The 22,409-nt window shown below is 59.6% G+C and carries 24 protein-coding genes; 21 read left to right on the plus strand and 3 right to left on the minus strand.

All coding sequences use genetic code 11. The features are described from left to right. Positions 1 to 239 precede the first annotated feature (239 nt). The 4 genes from AB7D48_RS14205 to AB7D48_RS14220 all read left to right on the plus strand — a co-directional run bounded on the left by AB7D48_RS14205 (position 240) and on the right by AB7D48_RS14220 (position 2,300). Complete coding sequence (locus AB7D48_RS14205) at positions 240 to 560, plus strand: DUF736 domain-containing protein (RefSeq protein ID WP_427980347.1); 321 nt, start codon at positions 240 to 242, stop codon at positions 558 to 560. Between the two features lie 186 nt (positions 561 to 746). After that, positions 747 to 1,043, plus strand: a complete 297-nt coding sequence (locus AB7D48_RS14210) for a DUF1778 domain-containing protein (RefSeq protein WP_427980349.1) — start codon at positions 747 to 749, stop codon at positions 1,041 to 1,043. Continuing rightward, on the plus strand, positions 1,040 to 1,579 hold the full coding sequence (locus tag AB7D48_RS14215) for a GNAT family N-acetyltransferase (protein WP_427980351.1): 540 nt from the start codon (positions 1,040 to 1,042) through the stop codon (positions 1,577 to 1,579). Before AB7D48_RS14210 ends, AB7D48_RS14215 begins: the two co-directional genes overlap by 4 nt. Positions 1,580 to 1,670: 91 nt before the next feature. Beyond that, the gene (locus AB7D48_RS14220) at positions 1,671 to 2,300 is read left to right on the plus strand and encodes a plasmid pRiA4b ORF-3 family protein (RefSeq protein ID WP_427980354.1); all 630 of its coding nucleotides are present in this window, start codon (positions 1,671 to 1,673) and stop codon (positions 2,298 to 2,300) included. A 40-nt stretch (positions 2,301 to 2,340) separates the two neighbouring features. Here the strand turns inward: AB7D48_RS14220 and AB7D48_RS14225 are convergent, their stop codons facing one another. Genes AB7D48_RS14225 through AB7D48_RS14235 form a run of 3 tightly spaced genes read right to left on the minus strand, consistent with a single transcriptional unit; the run spans position 2,341 to position 4,639 of the window. Next, positions 2,341 to 3,036 (minus strand): hypothetical protein, encoded by a 696-nt coding sequence (locus AB7D48_RS14225; RefSeq protein ID WP_427980356.1) that lies wholly within the window; start codon positions 3,034 to 3,036, stop codon positions 2,341 to 2,343. After that, positions 3,033 to 3,971 (minus strand): hypothetical protein, encoded by a 939-nt coding sequence (locus tag AB7D48_RS14230; RefSeq protein ID WP_427980359.1) that lies wholly within the window; start codon positions 3,969 to 3,971, stop codon positions 3,033 to 3,035. Before AB7D48_RS14230 ends, AB7D48_RS14225 begins: the two co-directional genes overlap by 4 nt. A 26-nt stretch (positions 3,972 to 3,997) precedes the next feature. Continuing rightward, positions 3,998 to 4,639 carry a hypothetical protein gene (locus AB7D48_RS14235; protein ID WP_427980362.1) on the minus strand — a complete coding sequence of 214 codons (642 nt, stop codon included), beginning with the start codon at positions 4,637 to 4,639 and terminating at the stop codon, positions 3,998 to 4,000. A 670-nt stretch (positions 4,640 to 5,309) separates the two neighbouring features. On the opposite strand from AB7D48_RS14235, the gene AB7D48_RS14240 reads away from it, so the two are divergent. The 17 genes from AB7D48_RS14240 (at position 5,310) to mobF (ending at position 22,402) form a co-directional block, all read left to right on the plus strand. Next, positions 5,310 to 6,023 carry a transglycosylase SLT domain-containing protein gene (locus AB7D48_RS14240; RefSeq protein ID WP_427980364.1) on the plus strand — a complete coding sequence of 238 codons (714 nt, stop codon included), beginning with the start codon at positions 5,310 to 5,312 and terminating at the stop codon, positions 6,021 to 6,023. A 3-nt stretch (positions 6,024 to 6,026) separates the two neighbouring features. Continuing rightward, a complete protein-coding gene (gene virB2 / locus AB7D48_RS14245) occupies positions 6,027 to 6,368 on the plus strand; it encodes a pilin major subunit VirB2 (RefSeq protein ID WP_427980366.1) in 342 nt (113 codons plus the stop codon). A gap of 1 nt (position 6,369) precedes the next feature. Beyond that, positions 6,370 to 6,705, plus strand: a complete 336-nt coding sequence (locus tag AB7D48_RS14250) for a type IV secretion system protein VirB3 (RefSeq protein ID WP_427980368.1) — start codon at positions 6,370 to 6,372, stop codon at positions 6,703 to 6,705. Then, complete coding sequence (locus tag AB7D48_RS14255; RefSeq protein WP_427980369.1) at positions 6,692 to 9,082, plus strand: VirB4 family type IV secretion/conjugal transfer ATPase; 2,391 nt, start codon at positions 6,692 to 6,694, stop codon at positions 9,080 to 9,082. The genes AB7D48_RS14250 and AB7D48_RS14255 overlap by 14 nt, the downstream gene beginning before the upstream one ends. Before the next feature lie 87 nt (positions 9,083 to 9,169). Beyond that, a complete protein-coding gene (locus AB7D48_RS14260; protein ID WP_427980372.1) occupies positions 9,170 to 9,808 on the plus strand; it encodes a type IV secretion system protein in 639 nt (212 codons plus the stop codon). A gap of 2 nt (positions 9,809 to 9,810) precedes the next feature. Beyond that, positions 9,811 to 10,161: a hypothetical protein gene (locus tag AB7D48_RS14265; RefSeq protein WP_427980375.1), complete on the plus strand. Its 351-nt coding sequence runs from the start codon at positions 9,811 to 9,813 to the stop codon at positions 10,159 to 10,161. Between the two features lie 8 nt (positions 10,162 to 10,169). Then, positions 10,170 to 11,105 (plus strand): type IV secretion system protein, encoded by a 936-nt coding sequence (locus tag AB7D48_RS14270; protein ID WP_427980376.1) that lies wholly within the window; start codon positions 10,170 to 10,172, stop codon positions 11,103 to 11,105. Beyond that, positions 11,102 to 11,395 carry a type IV secretion system lipoprotein VirB7 gene (locus tag AB7D48_RS14275; RefSeq protein ID WP_427980378.1) on the plus strand — a complete coding sequence of 98 codons (294 nt, stop codon included), beginning with the start codon at positions 11,102 to 11,104 and terminating at the stop codon, positions 11,393 to 11,395. The genes AB7D48_RS14270 and AB7D48_RS14275 overlap by 4 nt, the downstream gene beginning before the upstream one ends. A 9-nt stretch (positions 11,396 to 11,404) precedes the next feature. Beyond that, positions 11,405 to 12,097: a type IV secretion system protein VirB8 gene (locus AB7D48_RS14280; protein ID WP_427980379.1), complete on the plus strand. Its 693-nt coding sequence runs from the start codon at positions 11,405 to 11,407 to the stop codon at positions 12,095 to 12,097. Further along, positions 12,094 to 13,050 (plus strand): TrbG/VirB9 family P-type conjugative transfer protein, encoded by a 957-nt coding sequence (locus AB7D48_RS14285; protein WP_427980380.1) that lies wholly within the window; start codon positions 12,094 to 12,096, stop codon positions 13,048 to 13,050. Before AB7D48_RS14280 ends, AB7D48_RS14285 begins: the two co-directional genes overlap by 4 nt. After that, a complete protein-coding gene (virB10, locus tag AB7D48_RS14290; RefSeq protein WP_427980382.1) occupies positions 13,047 to 14,210 on the plus strand; it encodes a type IV secretion system protein VirB10 in 1,164 nt (387 codons plus the stop codon). Before AB7D48_RS14285 ends, virB10 begins: the two co-directional genes overlap by 4 nt. Continuing rightward, positions 14,200 to 15,240: a P-type DNA transfer ATPase VirB11 gene (gene virB11, locus AB7D48_RS14295; protein WP_427980385.1), complete on the plus strand. Its 1,041-nt coding sequence runs from the start codon at positions 14,200 to 14,202 to the stop codon at positions 15,238 to 15,240. The genes virB10 and virB11 overlap by 11 nt, the downstream gene beginning before the upstream one ends. A gap of 247 nt (positions 15,241 to 15,487) precedes the next feature. Next, complete coding sequence (locus AB7D48_RS14300; protein WP_427980388.1) at positions 15,488 to 17,104, plus strand: type IV secretory system conjugative DNA transfer family protein; 1,617 nt, start codon at positions 15,488 to 15,490, stop codon at positions 17,102 to 17,104. Next, positions 17,101 to 18,042, plus strand: a complete 942-nt coding sequence (locus AB7D48_RS14305; RefSeq protein WP_427980390.1) for a hypothetical protein — start codon at positions 17,101 to 17,103, stop codon at positions 18,040 to 18,042. Before AB7D48_RS14300 ends, AB7D48_RS14305 begins: the two co-directional genes overlap by 4 nt. An 11-nt stretch (positions 18,043 to 18,053) precedes the next feature. After that, complete coding sequence (locus AB7D48_RS14310; protein WP_427980393.1) at positions 18,054 to 18,278, plus strand: hypothetical protein; 225 nt, start codon at positions 18,054 to 18,056, stop codon at positions 18,276 to 18,278. A 7-nt stretch (positions 18,279 to 18,285) separates the two neighbouring features. Continuing rightward, positions 18,286 to 18,639 carry a hypothetical protein gene (locus tag AB7D48_RS14315; RefSeq protein ID WP_427980396.1) on the plus strand — a complete coding sequence of 118 codons (354 nt, stop codon included), beginning with the start codon at positions 18,286 to 18,288 and terminating at the stop codon, positions 18,637 to 18,639. A gap of 52 nt (positions 18,640 to 18,691) precedes the next feature. Continuing rightward, the gene (gene mobF, locus AB7D48_RS14320) at positions 18,692 to 22,402 is read left to right on the plus strand and encodes a MobF family relaxase (RefSeq protein ID WP_427980399.1); all 3,711 of its coding nucleotides are present in this window, start codon (positions 18,692 to 18,694) and stop codon (positions 22,400 to 22,402) included. The last annotated feature ends 7 nt before the right edge of the window (positions 22,403 to 22,409 follow it).

Consider the following 22,409-nt stretch of genomic DNA (forward strand, 5'->3'; position numbering starts at 1 on the left):
TTGGCCGCGCGCTTGTGCCCAATCGCAGGGCCTTATAAGCTAGGTCGCCATTTATCTGTCTTCTTCGGCCGCTGCCAGGATCATTCCCCGTACTATGACGCCTTTGTAGGGGGCTGGTCCGCCTATGCCGTCAACCCCGCAAGGGGGTTCCCCTCGCATGCGCTCGGTGACGGCGGCGTCCCACCCCCTTCTTTGGCGTCACCGGGGAATGATCCCCGAGCAACCGAAGGAGACAGACCATGGCGACCATTGCTACCCTGACCCAGAAGGCCGACGGCAGCTTCGAAGGCCAACTCACAACCCTCAGCATCACTGCCCAGATCGCGCTCGTGAAGAACGGCCGCAAGGTGAAGGACAACGAGCCCGATTACCGGATCGTCAGCCGCAAGAACGGCTTCGAACTGGGCGGCGGCTGGAACCGGACCTCGAAGACCAGCGGGGAGGAATACATCTCCGTCTCGCTCTCCGCGCCCGAATTCGGCACCATCTACGGCAACGTTGCCCCGGCGCCCGGTGATGACAGCTCCAAGAAGGTCATCATCTGGAACCCGCCGTCCTAGCCGCTCCAAACCGGCCTCGCTCCCGCGAGGCCGGTTTTTTCGTGGACGCCACAGCGCCCGCCTAGCTGGACAGTGCGGGCGCTTTTCGTGCCATGACCCGGGCGGCACGGCAGATGGAGCATGGTAAGGATTGTATTGACATTATCAGTACAATCCTTACCATGCGTCGTGAATATGGAGAGCGATATGGCACAGACGATCAGCACCGGCGCCCCTCGCAAGGGGGACGTGATTCAGATCAGAACCTCGGCCGAGACCAAGGCGGTCCTCAACCGTGCGGCGGCGATGCGGGGGCAAAAGCTCTCGGAATTCATGCTCGAAAGCGCCCGCCGCCAAGCCGAGGACACGATCCTCGACCAGCGTGTGTTCTTTTTGGATCCAGAGGCCCACGAGGCGTTTCTGGCCATGCTCGATGCGCCGGGCAAGCCGGCGGTTGAGTTGCGCGCACGGATGAGCCGGGCGCCGGTCTGGGAGCATGAATGAAGGAGGCCGGCGGTTTGCAGAAACCGCGGGTTTCGCCTCCGGAGCGTCTGACAGCCCGGCATGACGTTTCGGAGTTCCAGAACGGTAGTCATTCTTCCCTGGATGATTGGTTGCGGGACCGCGCTCTGGCGAGCGAAGGGTTGTCGGCACGGACCTATGTGATCTGTGCGGCCGAAGCGCCATCTCAGGTGATTGGCTACTACGCGATCACGACCGCCATGGAACAGCGCCTTTCGCTCCCCAGCGCTAAACTGAGGCGTGGCATGCCGGAGCAGATTCCGCTCCTGCTCATCGGCCGGTTGGCGCTTGACCGGAGATGGCAAGGCCATGGTCTGGGCACGGATTTGTTGGCGGATGCGCTCAAGCGCTGCCTTGCTGCCTCGGAGATTGCTGGAGTTCGGGCCGTCGTCGTGCATGCCATTGATGATGGGGCCGCGGCTTTCTACCGGCGGCATGGTTTTTTAGCTTCTCCACTTGGAGAGACGATCATGCTGATGCCGATTGAGACAGTGCAAGCGCTGTTCGTAGGCGACTGAGGCGTGCCGAGCGCTGGGTGTATCGAGTAAACAGACTAAATTGTATTGCCGGCGTCTTGACGTTACATCGCCTTCCGGCTCCATTTTCAACATGTTCACATATCCCAACGCCCTACAAATCCGGGTTTCAGTAGATGGGGTCGAGCCCGCCATATGGCGGCGTCTCATCCTGCCATTGGAATGGAATCTTGGGCAGTTGCATCTGGTCATCCAGGCGGCCTTTAACTGGTGGAATTACCATCTCTATGAGTTTCGGATTGGCGGGTTAAGTTATGGTGATCCCGAAATGCTTGAGGATGGGCGCGCAGCGGACGGACCGCGAAGCTTCGATCAGCAGGAAGTGCGGTTGCGTGACTTTCGGGAGCCTGGAATCGTGTTCACCTATGTCTACGATTTTGGCGATAATTGGCACCACACGATTGAAATCGAGAAGTTTCTTCCCCTGGATGAGCCGCCGCGGCAGGCTGTCTGCATTGCTGGCGCTCGCGCCCGGCCGCCGGAGGATGTCGGCGGTACGTCCGGCTATGAGGAGTTTCTGGAGATCATGGCTGATCCGCAACATCCCGAATATGCGGCAACCAAGCGCTGGTGTGGGGGGCATTTTGACCCTGAGTGGTTTGACCTGAAGTTGACCGACAAGGATGTGCGAGCGGCCCTGAAACCGAATGTCCGGCGGCGCCAGCATCAGCCCAAACCGAAGGCGGCAAAACCGGAGGCATAGACCGGCCCACATACGAGGGGTACCTTCGCAGTGGCGGTTGTTATGGCTGCGGCGCGGCAGTGGGCCGGTCGAGCCAGACGGGCATGGTGCAAAAGTGCCGGCCATCTTCGCCGGTGGAGATCGCCTTGCGGCATGCCGTCATCTCGGGGCGCGGGTCATTGTTTGCCATCAAAGTGGCCCATGTTGCTGCTGCGTCCGGTCCGCCCTTCATGGCAGCCTGGATGGTCTGCCCCGCGATCTCGCCTTCCGCGCGGCCGGTGCTGAGCCCGGTGGTATAGGCGAATGCGCTCGGAAGAAGTGCCAGGGCGAGTACTGCGATGCCCCACCCGCCGAGGGTTCTCCATTGCATGGTTTTCGCATGCCGGCGGATGGCATCGTTGACGTTGGCGGCAATTTTGGGGGCGATCTGCTCGACGATCGCAACCTGCCGTGACTCCAGGGCTTGCTCGCCCCGCTTGAGGACGAGGCCCGTGCGCTGGATGGTCTCATGATATTGCCGGTCGAGCCGGCCGCTCGCGTCACGGAAATAGCGCACGGCCTGGTCGTGCAGGCGCCATTGCAGTTTCAGGGATGCCAGCGTGATCTCGAGCAGGGGGTAGAGGGGATCGCCCTTGAGGCCGGCGAGTTGCGCGCTGCGGTTAAAATCGGCGATGAGCTTAATGATGTCACGGCCCAGCGCCTCGCTGTCATTGTCGTCGCCCGGTTCGTAAGCAGTATCTCCGGCCAGATCGTTCATGGCAGCCAGGACCGGATGGGTTCGAAATTGGCACTCATGCCGTCCAGCCATTTGGCGACCCGCGCCCGGTCGAACGGGCCGAGAGGTGCATCGCCGCGTCCTGTACGTCCGTCAACCGCCTCGCGGAATTTCAGGCGGCGGACCTCAACCTGCTGGGCAGCGAAGAGGCGCGGCATATAAATGGGCACTGCCCCGATCGAGACAGCTTGCCGGAAAACACTGTGGCGGAAGATGCGGGCGAAGGCGGCTTCGCGCGTGTCACCGGGCTCTACCAGGGCCTCGTTGAGAATGATGGCTGTGGCCGTTGGCCGGAAGCCTAGCCCCTGCAGGGTGGCCAGGGGGGACAGATCCTCTTCCTGCGGCCCGGTAGTGTGGCACAGCACGATGGCGAAGCCTTGGGTCTCGAACAGTTTGGCCAGGTCGGGGAGCTGGGCCACCAGCCGGCGGAGATTGGTATCGCCACCGCCGAGGTCGACGAGCAGGGAGGTCTGTTCCTGCAGTGCATGCTGCAGCAGCCGGTCCAGCCATTTCAGGGAGCTTGTCGGGTCTGACGCCTCAGGCGGCCGGGCGACGCGCTCGGCATAGCGGGAGAAGGTGTCGTTGGTCGTGTCCATGTCGGCCATCAGGAGGGGGGTACCCTGGGCCAGCACGGTCTCAGCCAGCCAGCGGATTCCGGTGGTTTTGCCGGTCTTGCCGCGGCCGACCCAGAAGATGATCTTTTTCTTGGCGCTGAGGTCGAGCGTATTGGAGGCTTCGGGCTCAGTCCCGTCGCCAGTATGTGCTGGGTCGACGCTCAGCAGATCGAGCTCCGGCACGTTGTTGTCTGCCGCCATGAAGTCGAACGCCATGTTCGCGGGCCGAGTGGCAGAGGAGCCTTTTGCGCTGGGGAATGCGAGCAACGCAGGGGTATGCTTGTCGGAATTCTCGGTGGACATTGGGCACTCCTGTTCTGGGTCAACGCCTAGAATGGTGATTTCTTGCCGGTGAGGCGCTCCATGGTTCTGCGGTAATGCTCGCTGAACTGCTCGATGGGCGGTTCGTTGTGCGGCGCCTGCGCCGGTGTGGCCGCAGCCGCTTCACATGCAAGGCGGCGTCGTTCATCCCAGTCGATGAAGCGCACCGGTCGAAATTCTGGCTCGGCCTCTTCGTGTGGTTCATCGAAGACGGAACCTAGGTCCTCGAATTGGCGAACAGGTAAAGCCGAGGGTAGTACTGCGTTTCGCGTGGCAAACGCCGGTACCGTGGTCTCCGTCGTATGTGGCATTTCCGTTCTGGCCACAGCCGGCGGCGTCGGCGAGCTCTCACCATGCTGCCGCGAATTTGTCGCGCGAACAGAGGGGCCCTTCAATTCCACTTGAGCGCGGGAGAAGGCCTGCATCAAAGCCGTGCCGGTCCAGGGCCTGTCTGTGCGGTAGGTGATTTTGGCTTTGTTGAGCGCGAGGGCTATGCCGGCCCATGACCAGTCCTCACTTTTTAGCTCTCTGAACAACGTTGCATGCTTGCGCAAAAATCGCCGAACGCTCTGCTTTGGCGTCCAGAGAGTTTTCAATCTCTTTGCCAATTGCCTCACATCTTCATCAGGTGGAAGCGGTTTCTCGTTCATGGTGACCGGCACCAAACTCCAACTTTTACATCCACGTCAATTAAAATTCAAAACATCTGCCAAAAGATTTGCCGCTTTCGTGTGAGGGGTATTAGCCAAAGGATTGGCCAAAACATTAGCCAAAACCTATCCTCTTTTTCCGTTGCGAATTACGGTCTATCTCTAATAGACCAAGGAACCCTAGCGGGTGCTGCCTTCATTGCCGAAGTCAGTTTCGGCAGAAAATTTTCTGACAGCTATCGCATGATGCATTGAAGCCATGACGTCAACGAATGTCATGTTGGGCCCACCGGACCACGAAAGATTCTGGCATTTGGCCCAAAGTCTCCTTGTAGACGCGATCGTCCGGAGAGAAGCGCAGTGGCAAGAAATTTGATTGTCGTATTGAGGAAATGCCAAAATGGCTCATTATTGAACGGCTGTAATTTGACAGAGATGATACCGTAAGTGGCGAGCAACAAAGGAAAGCTCTACCGAAAGTTTTGCCGCTGAAATTCACATGATCCAACCATTTTTGACATAACCGCAGTGGAGCCACGGACAAGAGTGCGCGCGTTACCATCTTCCATGTCGATGGTAGTGCAGTACGATTAATCTGTACGCACATCGATTTTTTGGAGAAGCATGCCAATCAATTTGGCTCTTCGTCGTTGTATGTCCGGAGAGAACTATGCTCAATGCGCCGGCCTTTTCTAAGAAGTTTATAGTGGTGGCAGGCCTAATCTTGCTACCGGCACAGGTGCTCTCCGCTCCGATTTCTACTGCAAACTTCGATGCGTTAGCCCAGAGCTGCGCGCCTTCGATCGCTTTGGCGACACTTAGCGCCGTGGCAAAAGTCGAAAGTGGCTTCGATCCCTGGGCATTGCACGATAATACGACCGGCCAAAATCAGCACGTCTCCAGTTTGGAGCAAGCTGAAGTGCAGGCAAGCCAATGGATAAGTCACGACGATTCCGTCGATATCGGCATGATGCAAATCAATTCCGCAAATCTCTCAGCACTGAATCTTACGGCGGTGCAGGCTTTGGACCCATGTGCCTCTCTTGCGGCAGGCGCAGAGATACTGCGTGCCGCATACGGCGGTGATAATACACCGATAACGCAACAAGTGGCACTGCTCATGGCGCTCTCTCGTTACAACACGGGCTCACCCCTTCGAGGGATCATGAATGGATACGCCCGTAAAGTGATGATGAGCATGACGAATGTGGGCGGCCCGGTGCCGCAGACTCTGGCGATGAATTCTGCGGTCGACGCCGTATCAGACCCGAATACGCCACCACCTTGGAACGTAGCGGCCGCGGGTTCGTATGAAGAGGTCCATGGTGCGCCGTGGCTCATATCGTTGCCGCCGACTGTTCAACAAGAATCCTCCGTGAGGTGAACTATGCTGAAAACGATCGAATGTGAATCTTGGCAGATACGCGCCCAACTCGCCAGTTATCGGGGGCTTTCGCGATTACCTCTTGCTCCTCTGCTTTCGGCGGCTCCTGCCATAGCTCGCGCGCAAACCGTATCAGGCGGAACAAGCCCCGAGACCATGATCAATAATGTCTGCACTTTTTTGCTTGGTCCATTCGGTCAGTCGATTGCGGTTCTTGCCATCATTGCCATCGGCTTTCTCTTTGCGTTTGGCAGGGCGTCAGTGGGTGTGATTGCCAGCATCGTCGGCGGCATCGTGATCATGTTCGGTGCTTCCTATCTCGGCCAGACGTTGACCGGCGGCTGATATGGAACCGCTGGAAGCCAACACGCTCTATCTCGCGGCCACTCGGCCTGCACTCTTTATGGGCGTTCCGCTTGCGCTGGCGGCGATGTTGCTCATGCTTGCCGGCTTTATCGTCGTCTTGCTCAAAAATCCGCTTTATCTGGCGATCATGATCCCGCTTTGGTTCGGTGCGCGCGAATTGGTGGCACGCGACTACAATGCGGTGGGCGTTGTGCTCCTCTACCTTCGTACGGCTGGGCGCTCCGTTGATAGTCATAAATGGGGTGGTGCATCGGCTTCCCCTTATCCTATTCGCTCCGCGCGGCGGGGCAGGGGGATGATCGATGCTCGGCGATAATGGGCGCACGGAACGTGGTGCAGAACGTTACCTTCCCTATGTTGGGCATGTCGGCCCGCAGACAGTACTGCTTGATGGCGGCGCGTTGCTTGCCATGGGGCACGTGCGCGGGCTGCCCTTCGAATTGGCGGATCATGCCATCCGAAACTCTCGGCTGAGGTTGCTGAATACGCTGTACCGCAATGTCGCCGACGATAATATTATCATCAACACCTATCTCGTGCGGCGTGCAGATGAGGAGTCGCCGCCACCGACATGCTTTCGCTCCGGGTTCGCGGCAGCACTTGATAAAGCTTATCATACGACTGCCCTGGAGGGTCGGCTCTATCGGAATGATTATTATGTGGCGTTTGCCGTTCTGCCCCGTAGCCCGCTTGGAGTCGGTGCACGAAAATTCTGGTCAAAATTCCGCGGTGAGACGACGCAGGTTGTGGATGGCCTCGCGCGCGAGTTGGAGGACCAGTGGCTGATTCTTGCCAATGGGCTGGAAGGCTTTGGCCTGCGCCGCCTTGGTATCTATGAGCGGGACGGCATCATGTTCTCCGAAATCGCGGAGGTGCTGCGCTTGATCATCACAGGACGGCATTTGCGCGTACCCGTCGTCTCCGGGCATTTGGGGGACTCTGTCTATACCGATAGAGTCATCTGCGGCCGCCGGGGCATCGAGATTCGCGCCCCGGACAAAAGCACGTTCGGCACCATTTTCTCCTTCAGGGAATATCCGGCGCGCACACGGCCCGGCATGCTGAATACGCTGCTTTCCGCCCCTTATCTCCTGGTGTTGGCGCAGAGTTTTGCATTCACCACACGGGCGCAGGCGCAAGATAGGCTGGCCCTTAAGTCGGCGCAGATGGTGGGCGCCCAGGACAAGGCGGCCAGCCAGATTGAAGGGCTGATCGAAGCCGCGGATGCGCTGGCCTCGAATGAATTTGTCATGGGCGTCCATCATTTGTCGCTCGCTGTGTATGGGCGCAGCTTGGCCGAGGTTGAAGAACGTGCCGGCGGTGCCCGGGGGCGTTTGGCTGACTGCGGTGCCGTGATGGTTGAGGAGCGCCTCGGGCTCGAAGCGGCCTTCTGGTCTCAGCTTCCGGGAAATGTTGAATGGCGGACGAGGCCAGGAGCGATCAATTCGCGCAATTTTGCCGGGCTGTCGAGCTTCGATAATTTCCCGGCCGGACGGGAAGCAGGGCATTGGGGGCGGCCCATTGCCCGTTTCAGGACGTCGGGCGGGACAGCATATGATTACGTCCCCCATGTCGAGGATGTGGCGATGACGATCATTTTTGGCCCCATCGGCTCCGGCAAGACGGCCTTGCTCATGTTTTTGCTGGTCATGTTCGAACAGGCGATGGTTCAGGAAAATACCGTATCCGGCACACGGGGATCGGTCATCTTCTTCGACAAGGACCGGGGAGGCGAGCTTCTCGTCCGTGCCAGTGGGGGTACCTATCTGGAGCTGCGCCGGGGCCAGGCATCCGGTATGGCGCCGCTACGAGGCCTCAAGGATTCGGCGGCAGACAGGGATTTTCTACGGACCTGGCTTATTGCGTTGGTGCAGAGCGACGGCAAAGGGGGGCTGAACCCGGACGAAGAGCAGCGTCTGGAACGGGCCGTGGGCCGTCAACTCAGCATGCCGGCCGATCTGCGGTCTCTCGCCGGCTTGCGGGAATATCTTGGACATGCTGACCCGGCGGGCATCGGGCCTCGGCTGGAAAAATGGTGCTGGGGCGGGGCGCTGGGCTGGGCATTCGATGGCGAGGCAGATGAGGTTCGCATCGATGAGGCGCTCACGGGTTTCGACATGACCCAGTTGCTGGAGCACGAAGAGGTTTGCGCGCCGGCCGGAGCCTACCTACTGTATCGTGTGGCTCAGATTCTTGATGGGCGCCGCGTGGTTGTCAGCATCGACGAGTTTCGTTTCTACCTCAAGAATCCACAATTTGCGGCTGTCGTTGATAATCTTCTGCTGACGGTCCGTAAAAGCAATGGTGCGGTGTTTCTGTCCTTACAGATGCCGGAGCATGTGCTGGAGAGCCCGCTCGGCCCATCCATCGTTGCGCAGTGTCAGACCAAAATCATGTTTCCATCGCCGACGGCGGACCGGGACATCTATCTGAACGGGCTCAAATGCACGGAAGGTGAGTTTCGGGCCGTCCGGGAGGAGATGGCGATCGGCAAACGCCGCTTTCTGCTCAAGCGCGAGGAAGGCAGTGTTATCTGTGAATTCGATCTGAGCGGAATGCGCGAATATTTGGCGGTGCTCTCTGGCCGGGCAAACACGGTCCGGCTCGCGGAAAAGCTGCGCGCGCAGCTCGGGGACGCGCCCGGCAAATGGCTGCCGGAATTTTTTCAGCGCTATCACGAAGCAACCGATTAGCAGAAGAGGAGTCCGGCTATGATGAGGCGTTTATGCGTTGTATCGATTCTGGCCGGCACGCTCATGGTTCATACTGCGCGGGCTCAAATGGCCGTGCTCGACGCTGCCAATCTTGCGCAGAACATGAAGACCGCAGCCCAGGCGGTTGTCGAGGTGGAGCAGCTCAAGGCGCAGCTCGAACAGTTGCAACAGACCTATGCGATGTTCACCAACCCGACCGACATCATGAATATGGCGCCAGGTATGGAAAACCAGGCGTTGGAAAACCCCATGCCGTTGGCGGATTCACTTGCGGCATTGATCGGCGGCTCCGGTGCAGGATCAGGTGCCGCCCAAACATATTACGATCAGAATCATGTTTATTCGCCGACAGATGGTTCGGTTGCGAGCACGGATTTGAACAAAGGCGCGCAGACGATCGCCAATGTCGAGGGCATGGCAGCAACGAATCTTTCCGCCATTGAACAACGCTTGCAGCAACTTCCTGACTTGGAAGCGGACCTCAATTCTGCTACATCAATCACGCAAGTCGACGCCATCAATGGGCGCATCGCCGCTGAATCACAATTTGTCCAGGCGCAACAGGCGCAGGCACAAAATCTCCAAGTTCTTGCTGCTGAGCAGGTACAATCGCGACAGCAGCAGGATCGCGAACAATTCGATGAAGATCAAACCAATCTCGCAGCCGAGCTGCAATCGGCGGCGACTTCCAATGGTGGGCCATAATCATGCTTGCATCAAAATATATAGGCGTGGGAATCATTGGCATCGGCGTGGCCGTCGGTCTTGTCTTTGTGGTGATCAATCGTGGAGGCCATCCAGAGAGTGCGCCGCTCGTTTCGATAAATCCATCGCCGGGTGCTCCCGTCCAAGTCGTCCATACAGCGGACTGGTATGTGATGCATCCAGACGTGTTGAAGGCGGACGACATCAGATGCGGCAGTGACGCAGCCTCCATACCGCAGGCGGCATGTCAGAATGCCGCCACGGCGGATCAAAGATTGCTTGCGGCACAGCTTGGGCAAGCTGCAGCCACGAACGCCGCGGCAGAGAAATCTTCGCAACAGAAAACTCCATGAGGTGAGAGATGGCAACCGCACCGGACTGGGCACCATTCTATGCCTTCGATCAGATTATCCAGACGCCGTTCACGGACGGGCTGCAGGAGACGGTCAGCGCGGCGATCGCAGCGATCCAAGGACCACTCACGGCCATCATTGTATTATGGATCATCGTCTCGGGCATTTTGGTCATGCGCGGCGATGTTGGCGTGCGCACCGGCATCACGAGAATCATATCGGTGAGTGTCGTGGTCGGCCTGTTGATGTCAACCTCGCTTTATAATGAATATATCATCTCTTTCTTTACCACGGGGCTGCCCAATTTTATCGCCGATGCTCTGCTTGGCGCGACAGGCCCTGCGCCCTCGGCACATAGTTTTGATGTGATCTGGGATTCTTCAGCGCAGGTGTTTACCACGGCGGAGAATAACCTCAATTTCTTCAATGTGCTTTATTCGGTTGAACTGGCGCTACTGCAGAGTCTCATTGTCGTGCCGATCGGGTTGACATTTCTGATCTACGAGACCGCAAAAATTTTGACTGATGTGGTTATCTGCGTTGGGCCTTTCGTGCTTGCGGGCTATTTGTTCGCCGCCACCAGGCAGATTGCAGATCGATTTCTGGGCAAATTGATTGGCTTGGCCTTACTGACGTTGCTTGTCGACATCGTGCTCTCGATTATCGTCAATGGCTTCATCAGCTATGTGGATACGACGGCAGCGAATGTTGCTGCTGCGTCGAAGCCCGAGGCGATCCTTCTCTGCACGGAGCTTTTCGTGTTTCTCGCGATTGGCAGCATGATCACCTGTTTCTTGCCCGGTATCGCCAGCTTCATCGGTGGTGGCATTTCGGTCAGCCCATTGGCCATGGCGGTTTCTGCTAGTCAGGCGGGCGGGGCACTTGGCCGAGGACAGACGAAGCAAAAATCTCAAGCGACTGCTGCCGTGGGAGCCGCACGATGATTACGGACAGGCAAATTGCCCAGTATTTCGCGGAAGCAGTGACGGCAGCCCTGTGGTTGTGGGCCGCATCCCGCCGTTTCTATTCGGTTAAGCCGTTGCCAGGAATATTCGCGATTCCCGGTAGAATTTTCAAGTTCTGCTTGGTGTTGACGACACTCGGTTTGCTCGTGGGGTGCAGCAACAATGATGTTTTGGCCGAAGCGTCCGGGCCGCTCTTTCCGTTGAATGCCGGGCATTGGCAGCCAACGGTGCAGGATCTTGCGGCACCTCCAAGCGTGTCAGACCATTAGGGGGATGCTATGCCAGATGAGGCGGGGGCATTTCCTCTTGCGGCGCCGTTGCTGGAAAAGCACTATAAAGAGGTTGAGTCCTTTCAAGAACGGCGTGCCCGCTCCGCGCGGCTGCTGTCAAAAGGCGCCATGATCGGGCTTGTTGTCTCGATGCTTGCCAATCTGGGGCTTGCTTGGGTGGTAGCCTCGATGTTGCCTTTGACCAAGCTGGTGCCTGTGTATTTTGTCGTTCGGGCCGATGGAACGATCGATGATTCCGTAGCACTTTCCACCTTGTCTCCCTCGACAGATCAAGCCGTGATCCGCGCGGCCCTCTGGCAATATGTGCAGATGCGCGAGGGGTATTCTTATGACACGGCGCGTTATCGCTATGACATCGTCTCCGGCATGTCAGATGCGGACGTGCGAACGGGATATCAGCAATGGTTTAATTATCCGAACCCGCAATCACCGCAGGTCACGGTTGGTAAAGAGGGCACACTGACCGTGGAGCCGATCTCGGTGGCGATGATCGGGCCGAGCGTGGCGCAGGCTCGATATCAGCGCATCCTTACCCTTGGCACCAATGACGCGATCACGACGACATGGACCGCGACACTGCAATTTCAGCAGGTCGGCACGATGCCGCAGGCGCAACGCCTCTCCGATCCGGCCGGTGTTATCGTCACCAGCTACCAGGCTGAGGAGGATACCGCGCCATGAGGTGGGTTCATTCCGTATGCCGCGCCTCGTTCCTCGCGTCCGGCGTTCTTGTTGTCACGGTGCTCGCGCCGTTTGCGCCGGCCCGGGCAGATCAGGTGCCGGCGGCAGGCCAATATGATGGCCGCATGCGCTATGTGGCGTACAACCCCGGCCAGGTGGTGCATCTCTCGACCCTGGTGGGCAATACGATGGTGGTGAGTTTTGCCGCCACAGAAACGGTTACATCGGTGGCCGTCACCGACAGCCTGCATTTGGCGGCGGTTCCGAAGGGCAATTACCTGTTCTTTAAGCCCAGTGCGGCCCTCTCTTTGCAGCCGGTCATCGTCCTGACCCAGAGGGCGGATGGGTCGCTCCGCCGGTATGTATTCGAGATCGAGACCGTTGCTCCGTCTCCTGCGGCGGATGGCAGCAATGGCGTGTTTTATTCGGTGCAATTCACCTATCCGGAAGATGTTGCTGCGGCTGAAGCTGCGCGAGCGGCGGAGGAGGCGCGAAGAGTCACGCAGTTGAACGCACAGGCGCTGGCACAGGCGAATCAGCGCGCTGCGGAGGCGCTGCTCGATGCTGCTCGCACCAATCCTTTTGCCGGCCCGCGGAACTACAAATATGTGGCACAGGGCGACAAGAATCTCGTCCCCCTCGCTGTGTGGGACAATGGCTATTCCACCGTTCTGCAATTTGCGGGCAATGCGCGCATCCCCGCCGTATTTGTCATCAACCCAGATGGGAAGGAGGCGACGGCTTCCTATGCGGTCAGCGGTTCAACTCTGCAAATCGGCCAGACGGCACGCGAGATTCGGCTGCGTGACGGCGGTACCGTGCTCAATATTTACAATCTTGGCTTTGATAGCGTCGGCGGCAACCCTGGCACGGGCACCACGAGCCCAGATGTCTCGCGTATGGTCGATGACCCGGAAGCCGGTACCGGTAGCACTACGGGAGGCACGCCATGAGCGAGAATTTGCCGCCGGCCGGCCAGGCGCCTTCGCCTGCCGATAATGGCCGCTCTCCGGTCGCTGGCGCCCCCCGCCGTGAGCTTTCGACGGGTACCAAGCTGGGCCTCATTGTCCTGATGGGCGTGATCATCCTGGGGTACATCTGGTTCAACGCGCTCTACAGCCATCACAGGGCCGATGATCGGCAGCAAGCAGCTCCGGGGGTGTACGGAATGGGTGGCGAGAATTTCAACGCGCCGCCTGCCTTACCACTCAAGTCTGAACCGTCTATCCCCATGCCGGCGCCGGCGCCACAAACGGCAAGTTTTGGCGGTGAGCCGCGCGAATCTCCCGCCTCGGCGCCGATCATGGCGTTTTCCAGCGGTGGCGACATTGTGCCGCAACCCTCTGCGGCGGCCGCGCAAACAGGTAGCGGGCCGGAAGGAGGAGGTGGTGGTACGGGAGCGACCCAGGTGGCCGATACCACCCCGCTGGCGGCCAGGCTGAAGCCAACGGTGCTGGACGGGGAAAAGGCGTCCGTTCTGCCCAACCCGGATATGGTCATCACCGAGGGCACGCTCATCCCTTGCACCCTGCAGACCGCGATCAACACCGAGCTGCCCAGCCTCGTGACCTGCGTGGTGCCGATCGATATTCGCGGCACGACAGGCAATGTCGTGCTGCTCGATGCCGGCACCAAAATTGTCGGTCAGATCGAAAGCGGGCTTCTCCAAGGACAGAACCGTGTTTTTGTGGATTGGACACGGGCCGAGACACCGGAGCATGTCATCGTCACGCTGGATTCTCCGGGCGCGGATGAACTTGGGCGCGGTGGTCTGCCCGGGGCGGTGGATAACCATTTTTGGCAGCGTTTCGGCGGTGCGCTGATGCTGACGCTGGTACAGGGCGCGCTGGATGCCGCGACCGTCACCGCGGCGGGGAATGGGGATAATAATTCGACGTCGAGCCAGGCCGCGTTGGGCTTTGTTTACGCCGCCCAAAGCAATGGCCAGACAATCGCCAACACGGCCTTACAGAATTCCATCAATATCCCGCCGACCTTGACCAAGAATCAGGCCGAGACCGTCGCCTTGTTCGTGGCTCACGATCTCGATTTCTCGGATGTCTACAAGCTTCAGGTCAATCATCAGACGGCAGGAGGCAGCAATGGCTGGTGAAGCAGCGCGCCAACTCTCTTTCCTCATGAAACCGCTCGCGCCATGGCTGGGCGATCCGGCGACCGAAGAAATCTGCATCAACCGTCCGGGTGAGTTGTTCGTCCGCCAGCGTGGCGCGTTTCAGTGCCGGGAGGTGGGGCTGTCCCTGGCCGACCTGGAAGACATCGCCACCCTGGCCGGGGCGCTGCGCAAGCAGGATGTCGGGTCGCGCAGCCCGCTTTGCGCGACCGAGCTGCCGGGCGGGGAACGGCTGCAAATCTGCCTGCCGCCTGCCGTGCCGGCTGGCACGGTGAGTCTCACGATCCGGAAGCCGGGACAGTCCGTGGCCCCTTTGGCGGCGCTGACCTCGCGCTACCAGGCAACGCGCTGGAACCAATGGCAGGGGCGGAGGGCGGCGGCACAGCGCGATTTTGGTGCGCTGCTGGCCTTATACGACGCGGGAGATTTGCAGAGCTTTCTGGAGGCCGCGGTCAGAATGCGCCTCACCATCCTGCTCTGCGGCGCCACCGGCTCCGGCAAAACCACGATGAGCAAGACGCTGATCAGCGCGATCCCTGCCCACGAGCGGTTGATCACCATTGAGGACACGCTGGAATTGGTCATCCCCCAGCCGAACCATGTCCGGCTGCTGTATTCGAAGGATGGGATTGGGCTATCACGGGTCGCCGCGGAATCCTTGCTTCAGGCGAGCTTGCGCATGAAGCCGGACCGCATTCTGCTGCAGGAGCTGCGCGATGATGCGGCCTGGACGTACATCAACGAGGTTGTTTCCGGTCATCCCGGCTCGATCACCACCATACATGGCCGCGACCCTGAGCAGGCATTCAAACGGCTTTTTGCGCTGGTGAAGGGCAGCCCTCAGGGCGGGCGGTGGGACGACAAGACGTTGATGGATTTTCTGGCTGCGGCCGTGGACGTCATCATCCCGTTCCGGAACGAAGGGACGATCTACGAAATCTGTGAGGTCTGGTTCGCCCCCGATGCCGCACGGCGGGGCGAGAGTGCAACCCAGCTATTGAGGGCAGCGTGACATGAGCACCTTGGTTGGAGAGGAGGTTGGCCAGTTTATTGTCAGGTTTGGTTTCGGCCTGATTCTGGCTGTAGCTGCATGGACCGTGGGAGCGTCGCTCGTGTTCCTCATGGGTACCGGGTTGCTGCGTGATTTTCCGCACCCGTTCTGGCAGTGGTGGCTTTACGCGCTGAATGAAGATGGAAATGCGCGTGTTGCCCTATGGCTGAAGATTGGCGCCGGGGTGGGGGCTGTGCCGCCTTTGGTGATGATCGCTGGCCTGATTTACCGGAGCCGGCAGGTCGTGGGGCCGCGCCTGCGCCGTCCGCTCTTTGGCGGCATCGTTTCATCTCCTCTCGCGGTAACCGACAATCACGGCCGGTCCGAATGGATGAGCATGGCGGCGGCAAAAGGGAGATTCTCTGGCCCTGATCCTGTTTTTGGCGGGATTGTCGTCGGTGAGGCGTACCGGGTTGATCAGGATAAGGCGGCGCGCAAACGCTTTGATCCGGATAATCCGCGAAGCTGGGGGCAGGGCGGTAAAGCGCCGCTGCTGATTGACCCTTGCCGGGAGGGGCCAACTCATTCGCTGATGATCATCGGCAGTGGTGGATTCAAAACCACCTGCGCGGTTTCCACTCTGCTACACTGGACCGGTTCTGCCGTTGTGCTTGATCCATCGGGCGAGCTGGCGCCTATGCTACGCGCCGCGAGGCAGGCGATGGGGCACAATGTCTATGAGCTCGACCCAGCCGGACAAACGGGCATCAATGTGGTTGATTGGATCGATATCGGCTCGCTGCTGGCGGCGACCAATATCGCATCCGTAGTTGCCTGGATTTGTGGCGATGCGAAGCCCGCCAATAAGAAGGATGATTTTTTCGACAGCATGGCGCGTAACGTTGTGCGCTGTTCTCTTGCGCACCTCGTTTTCGATCCTGATGCTCCGCCGGAGTTGAAGACGCTGCATACCGTGCGCCGGGCCATTGCCCTGCCGGCGGATCAGATACGCGCGACCTTGCACGGTATTTTTGAGAGCAGCCCCAGCATGTACGCACGCCAGTTGGCGGGACCGCTCTGTGGTTTGGTCGAGGAAACATTCAGTGGCGTTATCGGCGGTGCCGCGGAAATGACGACATGGCTGGGCAATGAAGCGTTCAGTCATCTTGTTTCAGGTGCGAGCTTCAAGACGTCTGCCCTGTTGGACGGCAAGACGACGGTGTTTCTCAAAATGCCGATGAAGGCGCTGGAGACGGAGCCGGGCATCGCGCGGACCATTATCGGGGCATTGCTGAACGCGGTGTATGAGGCAGATGGCGATGTCAACGGGCGGGTGCTGTTCCTGCTCGATGAGGCGGCGCGCCTTGGTTATATGAAAATCCTGGAAACCGCGCGCGATGCGGGGCGCAAATACGGCATCACGCTTCAGCCGATCTACCAGTCCACAGGGCAGATCGTTGAGCAATGGGGGGAGCAGGGCAAGCGCTCTTGGTATGATGGCGTTTCCTATCGTTGTTACGCTGCCGTGCAGGATCTCGATACCGCCACCGAGCTGGAAAAATCCTTCGGCACTTTTGGCGTGATGGCAAGCTCCGAGGGGACGAATACCGGCAAGGCTGGTAAGGCGATGGAAGCCTCAAACCTCTCGCGCGGCTCGAACATCTCCTATCATGAGATTGGCCGGCCGCTGATCCGCGCGGCGGAGCTGATGCATGATGTTCGTGACGATGAACAATTTATTTTGGGCCGCGGCATGGTGCCCCTGCGCTGCGGGCGCGCGATCTACTTCAGGAGGCCGGACTTCAAAGAGCGTGTGGCACCCAACCGATTTTATCGGCCGCTGGGCACGTCGCCCGCGTCACCTCGTGAGGAGGCGGCGCAATGAGCGGGTCAATCACCGACGCCCTTAAAGCCGCCGGGCTTACAGACCGGCAGGTCGACGAATTGACCGCATTGCAGGAGCAGGGGCGCGGGATCGATTTTCGTTATCATTTTGCCGATGATGGCAGCGACCCTTTGCGCCGGGGCAACCAGATTGACGAATTCACGGCGCGACTTCGCTCGTTTGCGGTGGAAGGAGAGGTGCCGCTGCAATTTGCGGCGTCTCTCTGGGAGCATGTCACGCCCCGCTTTGTCGGATGGAAACCGGATTTTGCGGAGGATGTGGAGACGCGGCATATTGGATATTTTCATGTGCGGTTGGATCAGGAGATCGATGCACGCCTTGGCCGGGACATGCCGCAGGCTGTACGTGCGGCGGCGTTGGATGTCAGGGAGCGCTTTGATGATTTGAGTTTTTCCTATGAGACGGGTGCTTGGCGCGATGCGCGCACGTCGGGGGAGGTAAGGGACGAACTGCTGTTCGTTGCGTCTCTGGATGAAAAAATACGGGGCGTGCTCTATGGTGATAACCGCGTCATTGATCTGACGCGGGAGACCACCGACCTGGGTGCCGTAAAATCCGTGGGGCGTGATTTGGCTCTTGAGCCCTCATTTGAGGGCAGGACCTATCAGGCGCAGCTTACCGCTGTCGCGGATATTCTCGGTCGGCTGCGAGGGGCTGGTATCGAAATCCGTACTGGTCTGGCCGCGCAACAACGGCCCGAGCGCGAAACCCGTGCAGTGGCAGTGCAGAAGGACAGCACCGCACTTGCGCGTACCCGCACGGCGGCAACTGCCAGCAGAGACAGGCGGGAATTTGCTCATCGCCCCGCTGCGGATGCGACCAGCTATTGGCGTAACATTTCGGAGCAATTTCCTGGGGCGTCATTATCGCCAACGCAGGGGCTTACCCCGGCAGCCCGGCGCGGGCGCTCGATTTAGGAGGGCACACCATGGCAGAAATCGTCGCCGATCTTGACCGCGCCGCAGCGAATTACTGGCTCGCCGTTGCGCGTCAGGGCGGATATGGAAAGGATGCGGCTCTGTCTCGCGCTATGAATTTGCTCCGCGATGCGCGGGCGGAATCTCGTATTCCGGATAGTGCCAGGCAACCCACCTTGAACGAGCTGGAAGCGCCGCCCCTCGATCTGCCGCTCGGGCGCAGGCTCACACGGTAGCGGCGCCATGGCTGACGCAAATGCCCGTGACGCTTCGGAGGTAGCTTCGATCATCGATCGTCTGGTGGCCCTGCAGTCTGGTCAGGATGCCATAAATGGCGCCTTGGGGCTGATGATCGACACGTTGCGGGCGCAGGCGAATCTCCTTGGAAAACTTAGCCAATATGCGGCCGAAGAGCCCGCTTCTTCGCCCGTGACCAAGGTGTTGGGCGAGCTGACGTCGGCGATTATGGAACTGGATGCGTCTATCGGCACGATGGAGCTGAAATTTGACCGGCTGGCGGACACTCTTGCCGGAGCCGTGAGGGAAGAGGCGAGGATATTCCCGGCGCCACCCCACACCAACGGGGGAACGCGGTGAAATGCTGACCTATCGGACGGGCGCGGCAGGGGCGCCCTCGGCGGCGCGTCTGATGGGGGAGCATCTTCTGCAGCAGACCCTTTCCCCGGAAATGGCCGCGATGGCCGAATATTATGAGCAGGGCGTGAGGCCGCCGACGCCAGCGGATGCGGTGGCGTCACGCTATGCGAGGCTCGCTGTGAACGGGGTGATCCCAGATGGTGATGCGCTTGATGAAGCCGTGAAGGCGGAAGCCGATCGGTTGGGCGACAATGCCTATCGCGATGATGGCGGCGGTGCACTGGATTGGGACGTGCTGGTGTTGCGTGCCCTGGCTGCTTTCGTGGCGGCCGAGATGGTCAGCCGGGACGAGGCGTTGGCCTCAGGGGGCCGCTTGAGGGCTGAAATTGCGGTCCCCCGCCTTGATGCCGAAACAGAGCGCGCTCGGACAGCTCGCGATTATAGCAGCGCCATCGCGACGCCGCGGCGCGATATGAATCCTGCTCTGGCGAAACGCCTCGGTATTGATCCGCACCGGGGGTTGCGACCTGGAGAGGTGGCCTTCTTGCTTAACGGCCAACGCGCAGACGGCGGTGCCATCGAGGGCAGGGCGGCACAAACCGCCAGTCTGCCCATGTCACAAATCTTCGGCCTTGACCCGGGCCGGCGGCCGACACGCGCCGAGCTGGAGCACGTGCTTGCAGGGCGCACCGGGAAGGGAGAGGAGTTGCCGGAACGGGAGGCGAAGCGTGCCTTGCGGCGGCTGACCCTGGCCTTTGGGGGCAAATCACGGAAGCTGAGTGACGAGGAACGGGAAAATATCCTGTCAGGCAAAGCCGCGGGAGGGCAGGAGCTGAGCGACCGGGAATATCGAATCATCCTGGAGACCTCGAAATCCCGCAACGGCTATATCGACCTCACCTTCTCGGCACCAAAATCTATCTCGATTGCCTGGGCCTTTGCGCCGACGTCCGCGGAACGGGCGATCATCCACCAGGCACACCGAGATGCCATCGACAGTGTGATGCTTGCCATCGAGAAGGAGATTGGCCGGGCGTCCATGGGGCGGTCTGCCCGGTTGGGCTATGAGGCGGGGAGCATCGGCTGGGTCTCGTTCGACCATTACGCGGCGCGTCCCACGGTTGAAATCATCCGGACCGACGATCTGGGCCAGCCATTCACCGAGTTGCATCGCCTCACCAGCACCAAAGGGCGTGTGCCGGGTGATATGCAGATCCATACCCATGTTGCCGTGCTCAATGTTGTCGAGACGCCCAGCGGCCGGGTCGGCAGTCTTGATCTCGCGCAGCTTGAGGGCCGTATCCATGAATGGGGCGCGCTCTATCAGGCATATCTTGCAACCAATCTCCGCACACATGGTGTGGAAATTGAGCTGGATCAGCGCACCGAGCTGGCGAAACTTTCCGCCGTGCCGGACGAGGTGGTGGAACAGTTCAGCCGCCGGACGGTAAATGGCACGGATGCAGCTCGTGCCTTTGCGCTGTCTCAGGGGCTGGATTGGGATAATCTTGATCCCGAGCGCAAAATTGCGCTGCTTAAATCCGGTGTGCAGAACCGGAAGGAAGGGAAAGCAGACGACATCAGTGATTTTGAGGCATGGTGCCGCACGGCTGCTGCGATCGGTTATGTGCATAGCAGCGTCCTGAAGCCCGATGTGCGGGTTTCTGTGCCCGAGCGTGCGCGGCGTTTGGAGGAGGCGTACCAGGTTGCGGTTCCTCTTCTTGCCAAGTTGTTCGACCGGCGGGCAGTTGTGGACGGTGCGGATGCGAGGATTGCGGCAGCGAAGGGGCTGATCGCTGCCGGCGTGGATGCGGCGGAAGATGTCGATGCCGTGGCCCAGGCGTTCCGTGAGCGTGGTGTCCAGCGCCGCGGGCAGGATACCGCGCTGATCTGGGGAACGGTCAAAGGCAATCAGGGGCGGGACCGTATCGCCATCACCACCACGCTTGATATTCAGGAGGAACAACGCCTCATAAAAATTGCGCGGGCTGGGAGTCGGGATCGAAGCTGCGCTCTTACGCCGAAACGGATCAATGCCGCGATCGTGTCCTTTCCGGAGATTGATTTTAAAACGGGGCATGGTCGCGCGCAGCGGAAAATTATTGATCAGCTGGGGATAGGCGGGCGCATTGGCGTGGCCATTGGCGTGGCTGGATCAGGCAAAAGCACTTTGCTCAAGCCGCTGGTCCGTGCCTGGCAGGATGATGGGCGGACCGTATATGGTATCGCTTTGGCGTGGCGGCAGGCGGATGATTTGACTGAGGCGGGGATCGCGCCCCGTAACACGCGGGCAGTTGCGTCCTTCCTGCATGCGGCCCAACAGGGAAAACTTCGGCTCAATCCTAAAGCAATCATCGTCATCGATGAGGTCGGGCTGCTAGGTACGCGGCAGTTGAACGAAATCTTGACGCTTCAGAAGCAAACCGGGTTCCAGGTGGTGATGCTGGGCGACCCCAGTCAGATGCAGTCGGTAGAAGCGGGGGCGGTCCTCACATTGCTCCGGCGAGCCTTGGGGGGCGGCAAGATTCCGGAATTGATCAGCTCCGTTCGGCAGAAGGATGAGGAAGAACGTGAGACGGTCCTCATGTTCCGCAATGGCCAAGCCGAGGAGGCGCTGAAGCGTAAGGACGCCAATGGCACGTTGCGGATTGTGCCGGGAGGTTATCGTGAGGCGGTAGAATATATCGCAGATCTATGGGCGGAACGCCGGGGGGTTAATCAGAATCGCAATGAATTTAGCATATCCGTGAGCGCGCCGACAAATGCTGAGGCTCATGATGTAAGTTTGGCGATCCGCACCCGCCGGCGGCGGATGGGTGAGATTGAAAAGGACCGTCTCATCATCAAAGCTACCGATGGGGAGGGGAGTCGTACCTACGACATGGCATTGGCCGACGGCGACCGGGTGCGTCTGTTCCGTCGAGTCAATGCCAAATTCTCGGAGAGCGGCACAGTCGGGAATATCGGTCGCAATGGCACGGTGCTGGAAGTAGTCTCGGTCGGAAGCGAGGGTCTGGTTCTTCGTAATTCTGCCGGAAGGGAAGGGCTGGTCGCATGGGGTTCTCTCCGGGATGAGACCGGCGATCGGGTGCTGTTGGCTTATGGCGATGCCCTCACGACCAATACGGCCCAGGGAACAACCGTGACTGAGCACATCCATGCAGTGACCGCCGGCACGCGGCTGGTTTCTGCCTTTGGGGCCTACACGTCCGGCAGCAGGCACCGGGAACAGAGTTTTATCGTGACGTCCGAGGGGGCAGAACAGGCGGAGATCGTCGCGCGGCGGCCGCTGGGGGACCGGCGTGAAATCATGCGTGGGGACATTCTGAACAACATCGTCAGGAATTTCTCGAAGCAGCCGGTTAAGGAGACGGCTCTTGATATGATGGAGCGGTCGGCGGATCTGCGCCGCGGGACGATCCGTACGGTTCAGGTTTCGCTTCATGCCATAGAGGCAAAGGAGGAACAGCGCGGAGACAGGATTTCTCTTGGCCGTCGATTTGCGGACAGCCGGTTGAGCCGAGCTTTGACCGAGCAGTTTCCGATGGTGGCCGAACATTTGCGGGAACGCGCGGTCGCTCTGGTACGCATTGCGCATTTAGGAATGGCTCTTGTCGAGAAAATTGCGAATACCGCGCGACAACTCGCCGGTGAGGAGCAATCTGAGGTGGATTATTGGAATACAATGAGGCTGCATCAGGGGGCAGAAGAACGACGGAATTTGACCCGAAACGCTTCACAGAAGAACAACATAATTCGCTGATATTTGA

The sequence above is a fragment of the Acidocella sp. genome (genome assembly GCF_050253495.1).
Lineage (GTDB): Bacteria > Pseudomonadota > Alphaproteobacteria > Acetobacterales > Acetobacteraceae > Acidocella.